This is a genomic window from Spirillospora sp. NPDC000708 (assembly GCF_040299565.1).
Lineage (GTDB): Bacteria > Actinomycetota > Actinomycetes > Streptosporangiales > Streptosporangiaceae > Spirillospora.
In genome coordinates this window covers 122906-132832 of sequence record NZ_JBEPCJ010000018.1, presented here as the reverse complement: position 1 = coordinate 132832, position 9927 = coordinate 122906, and the positions used below count along the sequence as shown (strand labels likewise).

Here is a 9927-nt window from a genome sequence, read left to right as displayed (position 1 = left end):
CCACCAGATACGACAAGCTCTCCGTCCGCTACCAGGCAATCCTTGAGGTCACCGCCATCAACGAATGGCTCCACCTACTTCGAAACACGCCCTAGACCCTGCTCGCTCCAGGTGTTCCAGATCGCCCACCCCTCCGGGCGCGGGTCCACGTTGAAGCGCTGACTACCAGCGCGGTCGACCCAACTCGTGAACGTTCGTGGTCACCGGACCAGGCACAGACGAGCCGACCGGTCCGGAGGGTGCTCCCGCGCGCACGGCGCACACTCCGTGACAGACAGATTCGCGCGGGAGTGCCCTCCGGGTCGCGGGGGTCCAAGGGGCGGCGCAGCCCCCTGGTTCGAGCTCGCTCAACCAAGTCTTGCGCGGATCTCGCCGGCCTGCGCCCGAGCAGCCGCCGCCTCTGCGGCCGCTTGCTCCCGGTCCGATTCGAACAAGAGCCACTCGGCCAGCTCATCAAGGACATCCGCCATCTCGTCCCGCCACTCGGCAAACGCGAGCGACTCCGCCTCCGCCGGTCGACGGGCACGCACCTCGCGTAGCCGTCTCAAGGAACTCTTGAGGTCCGCCGGGATGGTCACAGTCACCTTCAAAATGGGCTGAACCGACCGTAGGCGGCAGCGCGAACCCGTGGCGGCCGGACGGGGCGGACCGGCGGACGCGTCGCGATGCGCGACCCGGCGCGGCCGCCCGGTGACCGGCGCCCACGCCGCACGCGCCGGCGGCCAGACGCAGGGCCGCCGCGCCTGATCTCAAACAGCCAGATTCGGCAGCAAGTTCCGCCCTCTGCGCGTGTTAGAGGACTCTCCGCCGCTCTAGCGGCGGGCGCTGTTGACGGTCTACCGGAGCAACGTCGCGCATGGGTGCCTGTTTGGAGCTTGCTCGACAACTTCCACCCTCTGCGCGACGTCGACGGCGCGGCCGATCGGATCATGGCGTTCCTCGCCGAACCGCAGGTGCATGCGCACGAACGGTCGCGGTCGTGACCCGGCCGGTTGGTCCCGTCATAGACGACGTGGCGGCGGCCGTGCTGACCTTGCAGCGGCGCTTTCCCGGGTCGACCGTGTGGTTCGGGAAGCACACCTTCCACTGGTGGGCGATGCTGCCGCAGGCGCGGCGGTGGGTCCTGGTGGAGGCAGCTACGCCAGTGCAGCTGGCCGTCAGGATGAACGAAGTCCTCACTCCTCAACGGGCCCGGGACAAGTGATCAAAAGCAGGCCGCGGGAGAGAAGATCTTGGATATGAGAACGGCCCTTGACCGAGTCTTGCCTGGTCAAGGGCCGCTCTGCGTGGTGTGGCGGGTGCAGGGTTCGAACCTGCGTAGGCTAAGCCGACGGATTTACAGTCCCGTCATCAAACTCGCCTGACCTGCATATTCTCGCAGACCACACCAGACTTCGACCCGTATTCGGCCCGCACCGGCGCCTGAGGATCTAAGTCGGGTTAGCTGGCGCACAACCTGTGTGCCCGTCGGTACACCCGTGCGCGTGCGTGAGGAACAGCCCAGCGTACTCGTGGAGAGTGTTCAACCTCGCCTCGTTCGCCGCCTCAACGGCATCTGAACTCTTATGCAGCTCAGCGACATCATCGACCATAGACGCCGCGAACCAAGCAAGCGCCTGAGCCGTATACCACTCCCCGTTGCTTCTGTCCTTCCACAACTCTTGGAAGGACTCTGTGCACCTGGGGCAGCGATCAAGGCTATGTATCATCCGCAGCGCGAGGCGCACCGCCTTGAGTTCCTTGAGATCCTCTAGTTCCTGTTCAGTGACGACGTACCTTTTCTCATCGCCGTCCTCTGGGCCCACCTCGTTTTGCTTCAGTTCTGCCTTCCCCGCTTCCGCGGACTTCGTAGCCATGGGAGAAAGCTAGGAGCTGAGCCCCACGCTCATCAGGCCATTGCGAAATCTTGACAACGCCTTGAAGTAACCTCTCCACACGATGCGATCCTGTTCACGACCAGTAGACAGGCAGCGCGAATCGTCCTGAACGGCAGTCCAGCCCGACCGGCGGCCGCTCACAGGCATGGCATCCGGGCCGCCAGGTCCTCAACTCGGCGCACGGCAAGGTCCCGCATCCACGTTTCTAACTCTCAAGTCCGCTGAGATCCTTGATCGCGCTCCTCAGAGCTGACCAGACCTCAGCCTCCAAGATCTCGCCCGCCTCCTGGCCTACGCACTGATGCACGGCCAGGCGCGCGAGCAGGGACCGCGCCTCGGAGCGAGGGCAGCTCACACCCAGTTGGCCACAACCGGAAAGTGCAGGCCCGCAAGTCGAACGACCCCTTACCCTCAAGGTGGCTGGAGGTGGTCAGCATGCGCGAGTATCTGCTCATCTCCGTACTCCGGGCACCACGGCACCCATGGCTGGGCGCTCTCCTCGTCGCTGGGTTGAGGTGGAGCCAATCACCATCCCGGAGCATCCGGCGGAGCACAATACCGGACAGAGGTCGACCAGCCGGCCTCTGAGAAGCCATAGGGGCCCGCCCACGCGGCGGGCCCCACTTGATCCAAAAAGCCCTAGCTTGAACGCCGAGCGCGATTCACTCAAGTGGGTTCAAAACTTTCAACCGCTTAGCGGATTCGAACACACGAGAAAGAGGCCAGTTAATGTTCCGAGAGTTCCTGTACCTCGACGGCAACCTAACTGATCAGTTTCTTGCTCAGATCGAAGGCGGCTTGGCAGCCGAACGCCGAATTAAACAAACAGGCACTCGAAAGGGCGGCTTCGGCGGCGACCTCGGAGGAGGAATTGGACCTGCAAAAGTGAACGTCAAGGCGGACAAGTCGAGCGAGAAGGCCATCGAAGAAGAACAAACGCGCCTCGATACCACCCCTGCGAGGTACGACCGCCTCGAGTCGGCAATGATGGAAATGCACCAGGAGGGCAACCCATATGGCCTAAACGAACTGACCGACATTTCAGAGCAAACGTTCAATGAATTGACCTCCGGGACGATCATTGCACTCACCTGCGACCTTGAAATATCTCAAATTTCATCTCTCCTCTCAAGGAGCGGCGGATTGGCCGGCTTCATGGAATTGGCCGCCACGATGGGCGCTGATGTGACAGATGAAGATCGACGCCAGGCTAACCAAATAGCTGCCCTGACGACAGGCGACGAAAGTACGCTGATTGCACAAGGTTACCTAGACGACGATCAGCCGGTGCTCGCTCTACCCTTGAAGTCATCTTGGATATTGGGGGATATAGAAGGAGATGCTCGCGTTGTCGGAAAGATCTCAGGGAAGTGGCCTAAGGGTGAATATCGACCGCTGTTTGACCTCCCAGGCGGTACGATAATGAACCGAAGGCAAAGAAAGGCCTTGGCTAAGCAGATCGCGCGAGAAAACCCCGACGATAACGACATGCTTTTGGGCGGCCCGGGTATTACGCTCAGCGTACTAGCAATCTACCGCTGATACCCGAGACCAGTCGCCAAGGTCAGTACACAATCAGGACGGTGAATGACGAAGGTTCCGCGTCGTGCACGTCTGGCCGGTGGCTGACTTCATGGCTTGTGTGGACCTTAGCGAGAACCGCTCCTAAGAGCCGGCTACTTCGTTCCAATCCCATGCACGAGCAGGGCTCAGGTCTGGTTCAGATCCGTATTTGAATCGCTCAGCTAAGCCTCTAAGTCTTGGGTATCCAGACGGGATCCAATTCTCCGCAACAGCCAGACGTGCCATCTCATCAGTTTCGACATTAATTCCGATTTCCGCCAAAGTTTCCGAGAGACCTTTGCTGTACATGCGTACCGAGAAGTCGAGCGATACCTTTGCTGCAGGGTTTCGCCCTACCAGCAAGGCGACTTCGTCGTCAAACGAGTAAGCTCGTAGGACCCTGATAAACTCGGCGATAGGGTGCGGTGAGCGAATCTCGACATGCAGGGCCGGGTGGCGTGCCAGCAGAGAGTCTATCTCTCCGGTGGCTCCCAAGACTCGGAACTGCTCAATCAATGATCCGATAGCATAAGCGTTTTCAAGAGACACCTGAAGGGAGGGTCTACGGTCAAGAAGCTCAGAGAGCTCGTTTTGAGCGACAACTCCCCTCCTCCCCATTAAGCGCAAGTCCCGCAGTAACGCAGCAACTCCGCCAGCATGGGTTAGTTGGACCGAAGCAACTGGCTTGCATCCCAACACTTCATGGAGCAAACCTTCGGCTCCGATGCGATCAAGCGCACGTATCAGACTCGCGAGAGCAGCAGGACTGTCCAAGGGTGGCTCGGAAGCGCATATGCGGTGAAGGAACCTTTCGCATGCCGCAGACTCGCCCATGGCGTGAAGTTGTTCCAACAACTTTGCACTACCGACTACGTTGGTTACCGGTGCCTCCAAAGAGGCGCGGTGCGCGAGCGACGTTGCCTGGGCAGGCTCCAATCGATGCAAGCGACGCAGAAGAGCCGCAACAGTGTAGGGGTGATCCACGGATACTTTGCTGGCGATATTACGTTTTAGCAGCAGAGCTAATTGCCCATCTGCCCCACCGAACCCCAGATATGTAATTAGAGTCTCAATGCTGGAGGCGTAATCGAGGCGAACGTGAGTCATCGGGTTGCGCTGGAGAAACGCAGTTAGGGGTCCCTTCGCGTCCAAGCTTTCCAGTCTTCTAAAAAGCAGCCCGGTGATCGCCGCACTCCCTAGCCGTGCGTTCGACGCCACCCAAAGAGCGGCATTTTCCAAGTTGGCTGGATCGAACCTCTTGACGGCATCGAATAGCCTCAGAACAGAATAGCCATCAGTGGCGTGAACTGCGAGCTTGTGAAACTGCACTGCATGCCTATACAATCCTCTGCCGCCGGCGTATGAAGCGCACGTAACGTACTCGATCGAACCTGCATGGGACTTGATTGCGTCCCACAGCGCTGCAGGGGGTAGGTGATTCTCTCTTGTTTGGCGCCCATACTGATCAAGGTAATCGGACAGTTGAAAGTTACCTTGCGAAGGCGCAACATTCTTTTCTTCTTCACGAGGTCTGGTTAGGGGGCCACGGACCCCTTTGCACGGATATCCGACGTAGGCTAGGGCAGCCTCTAGCCAACCTTCGCCGAGTCGATCCCATTGCGCATCGGTGAGATATCCGCCAACCGCGGTCCGCAGCAAGGGCAAGGGTAGCAGCGGGCCATGGCCTAGTCGGCGTGCGTCCATTGCCGCATGTATGAGAGCTTTAGCCGGCGCGGGAGCGTTCCGATATCTTTCCAGCAATACGGGGACACCCGCCAGATATTGCGTGACCTCGCCGTCTTTTGATTCAGCAACTGCACGGACAACGCGAAGATCCCTATTAGCACCGCTCCTGATCGCAGCCAGTTCAGCTGAGCTAAACGATTCTGGCACAGAGATATCGGCACCCGCCAGCAGTGAGCGCGCCTGATTATGCGGATCATTTTCGCCCGGTCTACAGGGGCGGGTCAAAGCATCCCAATACTCAGGCCACAAAGTTCCTAGCACTAGAATTGGTGCACGACTTGCATCGCGCAGGAGATCACGCAGGCCTGCAGCTACTCGCTCCCCCAAGTCCGTCTCTGTAGCCAGATAGAACTGAATCTCGTTCAGCCAAATCACGGTGTATGGTCCACAGTTCGGAAGCCCATCGACCAGAGCCTCGGGTCGAGACGGGCTGATCGGGTGCCACAAACGCCACGATGCAGACCCATTATCGCGCAACGCTGCAAGGGCTTCCCAGCAGGCGCGGGTCTTTCCTGTCGAAGACCCACCGACTAGAACGCTCAGCCCACTTATTCCGTGAACGGCTCGCATCGCAATCCGCTCAACGGCATCGTCATGCTCACGCCTTATATAAGCAGGGAGCTTGGGCAATCCAGCTGTCCCTGAGGCAACGGGTTGATGCACCTCCAGGTCGAATGGATTTGTCACCTCATCCAGCGCCCATCCCGGCCGCAGAGTCTCTAGGGCTCTTCGCGCTTGCTGAGCTTCCGCTGCTTCGCCTGTTCCAAACGCGCGCCGGCGTGCTTCCGCTACAAAGGCGTCACGCCATTGCCGCTCGTCCAGCAAAAAAGCTTCCTGCTCATCGAGCACCAGCCCAACTCTGTCCGCTCCCGCTCGCATCATGTCCAAGATCAGCAGGACTGAATCAAGCCGCTGCGGGAACCTCTTGGCACGCAGCCAATCGCCCACCGTAGTGGGGCTGACACCAGCGGCCTTGGCAAGAACACGATCCGAAGGCTGGCGATTCAACCTCTCGTTGCGAAACGTGGCCAGCTCCGTCATCAGCTCGGCGAACGTGGGAGGAGCGGCTCCGCCAGGCGGACTCACGCTGCCGCCGCCTTCGCCTTCAAACGGGGTGTCCCACCACCGCCTGGACACCCGTGTGTGTGGCGTCTGTGCATGCTCCGCACCCTAGTCCCCCGAGTGCGCGAACCGAAGAGTTGTGTCCAGTTACAGCCTGACTCCTCCTGGACAGCCGGCTGGACAGCCAACGTTTCAAACCACATCCGAACTCAAGATCGCACTGAAGGAGGGGTCTATCGTGACCGAGATCCAAATCCTGTCACTGTTCCTCGCCGTGTCTGTTGCCCTGAACATCGCCTTCTGTGCTGCTTTGCTGGTGTACCGAAGTGGCATGGGTACTTCCAATGCCGTCATCAGCGGCGCAGGGGCGGCAGCGACCGGTCTCGGTATCTACTTCGCAGCCGTCGGTGCGTACCACTGACAAGCAGCGGTCCCAGGCCGCCCCTCAGCACAACCCTTGAGCACCTCCCGATCGAGAGTGCTCGATCCCCGCGCTGTGAAAAGGCCCGACCCGCCGAAACGCCGGTAGCACTCCGGGTCAAACTCTCGCTGCCGCCTTCGACATCCGCTTCAGGCAGGGCTTTCGTGCTGGGCTGGTCTGGCGAGGCGCATGCCTGGCGCGAACCGTCCAGCACCCTGCAACGCCGGGCGCTTTGACCGCGTATCGGCAGTCCTCATCCAGTGTTGAGGCTTAGCATGAACGTAATCCCGGGCACCTAGCCCGCTTCCAGGTGAAGCAGGAAAGCGAGGCGCCGTCACGCCTCGGGAGCTTGCCGGCGGACGATGGTCCCGCGGCCGCGCAGGACGGCAACGAGGTCACGTTCAACAAGGATCTCGATGGCACGCCGAATAGTCATCCGGGCAACGCCGTACTCCTCAGCAAGATCCGGATTTGACGGCAAGGCAGCGCCCGCAGGCAGGATGCCGTCTCGGATCTGCTGCTCGATGTGGTCTGCGATCTGGATATAGCGGTACTCAGTGGGATCCCACTCGATGGGGTACGCACGCTCGTCAGCCACGTAGATCACCGTAGACAGCCCTTGACCTGGGTAAACACCAGGGGCTTTCTATAGATGTCTAGTGCGATCTATAGTTGTCTTATGTGTCCTTCCCGCGTCCCTCCGGTCTCCGGGTGGACGATCACACTCGAAGACCGCACCTACGTGGCAACCCGGCTCGTCGACCTCACCGACTACCAACGCCAGTGGGGCGCCGTGTCCGAGCTGGACGCACGGACAGAGGGAGAGTTGTGGCTCCTATGCGATGCACAGACACGCCTCGCCGAGCGGCTCGCCGTCGCTGAGGCCACACGGCCGAAGGTCAAGCCACACCCCAAGGCCCTTGCCCGGCGGGCTCGCATGGGCGGCCGTCCATGAACAGCCCTGGCCGAAGGACGCGCGAGGTGATGCGGCCATGAAGTACAGGGTCGGCAGAAGCGAGCCAGCTAACGACACGCAGGCGGGCGGCAGGTCCCTGGATGAACACACCTCGCCGAGCAGTTCAGGCGGCACCGAGTTCCTCCGTGACCTGAGCTCAGACGATTCCCGGCCACCGTCGAAGCAAATCGCGGACCAGATCAGATCAGCGATTCGGTCCGGACAACTCCCACCTTACACAAAGCTGCCCTCCCAGAATCAGCTTTCATCGCACTACGGGGTGGCACGCGAAACCGTCAAGTCTGCTCTACGGCAACTGGCCACTGAGAAGCTTATAGTCAGCAGAAAGGGAAGCGGATCCTTCGTCAGCGCCAATGACGATGGCACCGCTCCCCTACCGCCACTCGGTCAACCCGCACCAAGGACCTTCATCGCAGCGATTGAAGGTCTGGAAGAGTTGCACCGGCAGGCCGCGTTGATGATCCAAACGATGGCAGATCCCCAAGTTGCCTTCGATTGCTCGACGCAACTCACCGAAAAGCTTCGCGAGCTGACTCAGGAAACCAACGCCCTACGATCCCGAGCGGCCGTGAGAGTTGCCTCGGAGAGTCGAGAAAGGATCAGTAATGCCTGAGGACGAGAGGGACGATGTAGGACCCCGCCAGTCCGATGCACGTGAACTAGATCCTGGCGCAAGCGAAGCCGGCACGTCCTCCGCAGAACAGTGGAAGGTGCGATGGGCCTGCCGTCGCCTAGAAAGGCTCGGGAGCGAACTGAGGCGCCATAGGTGGGCAACAGAAGCTCGCTATGGACAGATCCCACCGACGCTGTACGTGTCCGCCGAGAAGTCCTCGCCTGTGGGAGACAGCATCGTGGTCGTACGTGGTCCAGGAGCTTGGTGGTACCGGTCGAGCACAGGTGCCCTGCTCGGAACGTGCTCTGAGCCGTTGTACGCGGCGGATGCCACGAAGAAGTTGCTGTCAGAGTGGGGAATAAGCCCTCGGGGCCGCTCAGACTCACTGAGGTAGGAGGCAGCATGCGTTCCGATCACTGGCACGTGGCCACCTCACGTCGCGGCCGTTGGGAAGTACTTCCGGAGCGCCACGACCGCACAGCGGCGAGGCGTATCGTGCGCCAGTTGCTCGTTACCGACGGCCGAGCTACCGCCGATCCGAGGTACGAACAAGCAATTGCGGCAATAGATCGAGGATATGACACTTACCGAGTCAATTCGGCCTCCTACGCCGCCTTCGCATGCGCATGCCCACCGCCTTCGACAGAGAGAATCAGAAGATGGAGTACATGAAGTTTCGGAAGTCTACGCGCTGCGAGGAACTGAATCAGACTGGCTGTATCGAAGTCGCCAAGGGACCTGGGGTGGTTGTGGCCATCCGTGACTCCAAAGATCAGAAGGGCCCTATTATTCTGATGAGCGACGTCGAGTGGCATAATTTCATTCGGGCGATCCAAGGTAGTTAGGTCCGCTATACACGGGCGGCTCTCGCGACTTCCAACCAAGCCTCGACACGTGTCGCGTCTACTCCGACAATGCGCGCCAGATCCGTAGCACGAATCCGTATCTCGCCATCTCGGGCGGTCTTCCACGCAGCGACCGCCACGTCATAGCAAACGTCGCCGCTGATGCCTCTAGGGTCGATCAAGAAGAGTCGTTCATCGGGCCCCACGAGAATGTTTCCCGAGGATGTGTCGCCGTGACAAATCGTGTTCGGCGAACTGGCCTCCAGGTCCTCAAGGACTGAGAGGGCTCGTCGACGTTCACGGGGCAGAATCCTCACGCTCCTAGGCGCGAGGTCGCTCAGGTTGTCGTCATCGAGGCGAGAGCGTAGCCAGTCCGCGAGAGTAGAACGCCCGTCGTTGGCTGCCTTCTGATCCAGCATCTTTTGAAAGAGCGGAGCTAGACGCTCAAGCGACACGGTTTTACCGTTTAGAGAGTTCCCTGGACGGATTCGCTCGGCTACGGTCCAAACGCTGAGTGGTGTCTGCAACACATCGTAGATACGCGGCCCCACATCGATACGGGAAAGTTCCCGCGATACTTCTGCCTGGTCCATCCCAAGCGGATCGGACGTAGATCTCAACACCAACCGGCCGTGAGCCGTGGCGATCTCAACAACGAACGCATAGCGAGCCTGAAAGGCCCGGACGGGGCGCCCCTCATACCTCTCACAGAGTCGCTCTAGCTCATCAGGGGCGCCACCCAGCCAAGCGGAAGCGAGATCAGGCCAGCGTCTCGTAACGGCTTCCGCTACCCCAGCTGGGATGTCTATCTTCTTCGTCGCCAC

Annotated in this window: 9 protein-coding genes and 1 tRNA gene; 4 read left to right on the top strand and 6 right to left on the bottom strand. The window is 60.3% G+C overall.

Features of this window, described 5'->3' with window-relative positions:
• Positions 1-347: 347 nt before the first annotated feature.
• From ABT299_RS15900 to ABT299_RS15890, 3 genes are all read right to left on the bottom strand, one after another.
• On the bottom strand, positions 348-578 hold the full coding sequence (locus tag ABT299_RS15900) for a hypothetical protein (RefSeq protein WP_500251204.1): 231 nt from the start codon (positions 576-578) through the stop codon (positions 348-350).
• Positions 579-1292: 714 nt separating this feature from the next.
• Positions 1293-1361 (bottom strand) — tRNA-Tyr (locus ABT299_RS15895).
• A gap of 69 nt (positions 1362-1430) precedes the next feature.
• Positions 1431-1856, bottom strand: coding sequence for a hypothetical protein (locus tag ABT299_RS15890; protein WP_500251203.1), 426 nt, complete (start codon positions 1854-1856; stop codon positions 1431-1433).
• A gap of 750 nt (positions 1857-2606) precedes the next feature.
• Here ABT299_RS15890 and ABT299_RS15885 point away from each other — a divergent pair.
• Positions 2607-3419, top strand: a complete 813-nt coding sequence (locus tag ABT299_RS15885) for a DUF6414 family protein (RefSeq protein WP_500251202.1) — start codon at positions 2607-2609, stop codon at positions 3417-3419.
• A 123-nt stretch (positions 3420-3542) separates the two neighbouring features.
• Here the strand turns inward: ABT299_RS15885 and ABT299_RS15880 are convergent, their stop codons facing one another.
• Complete coding sequence (locus ABT299_RS15880; protein ID WP_500251201.1) at positions 3543-6227, bottom strand: hypothetical protein; 2685 nt, start codon at positions 6225-6227, stop codon at positions 3543-3545.
• A gap of 259 nt (positions 6228-6486) precedes the next feature.
• On the opposite strand from ABT299_RS15880, the gene ABT299_RS15875 reads away from it, so the two are divergent.
• Complete coding sequence (locus tag ABT299_RS15875) at positions 6487-6669, top strand: hypothetical protein (protein ID WP_500251200.1); 183 nt, start codon at positions 6487-6489, stop codon at positions 6667-6669.
• A gap of 334 nt (positions 6670-7003) precedes the next feature.
• Here the strand turns inward: ABT299_RS15875 and ABT299_RS15870 are convergent, their stop codons facing one another.
• Positions 7004-7267, bottom strand: a complete 264-nt coding sequence (locus ABT299_RS15870) for a GntR family transcriptional regulator (RefSeq protein ID WP_500251199.1) — start codon at positions 7265-7267, stop codon at positions 7004-7006.
• A gap of 394 nt (positions 7268-7661) precedes the next feature.
• Between ABT299_RS15870 and ABT299_RS15865 the strand changes: the two genes are divergently transcribed.
• Both ABT299_RS15865 and ABT299_RS15860 read left to right on the top strand, forming a co-directional pair.
• The gene (locus ABT299_RS15865; protein ID WP_500251198.1) at positions 7662-8258 is read left to right on the top strand and encodes a GntR family transcriptional regulator; all 597 of its coding nucleotides are present in this window, start codon (positions 7662-7664) and stop codon (positions 8256-8258) included.
• Positions 8259-8878: 620 nt separating this feature from the next.
• Entirely contained in the window at positions 8879-9103 is a 225-nt protein-coding gene (locus ABT299_RS15860) for a DUF397 domain-containing protein (RefSeq protein ID WP_500251197.1), read from the top strand.
• 5 nt (positions 9104-9108) lie between these two features.
• Here the strand turns inward: ABT299_RS15860 and ABT299_RS15855 are convergent, their stop codons facing one another.
• Positions 9109-9927: a phosphotransferase gene (locus ABT299_RS15855; RefSeq protein WP_500251196.1), complete on the bottom strand. Its 819-nt coding sequence runs from the start codon at positions 9925-9927 to the stop codon at positions 9109-9111.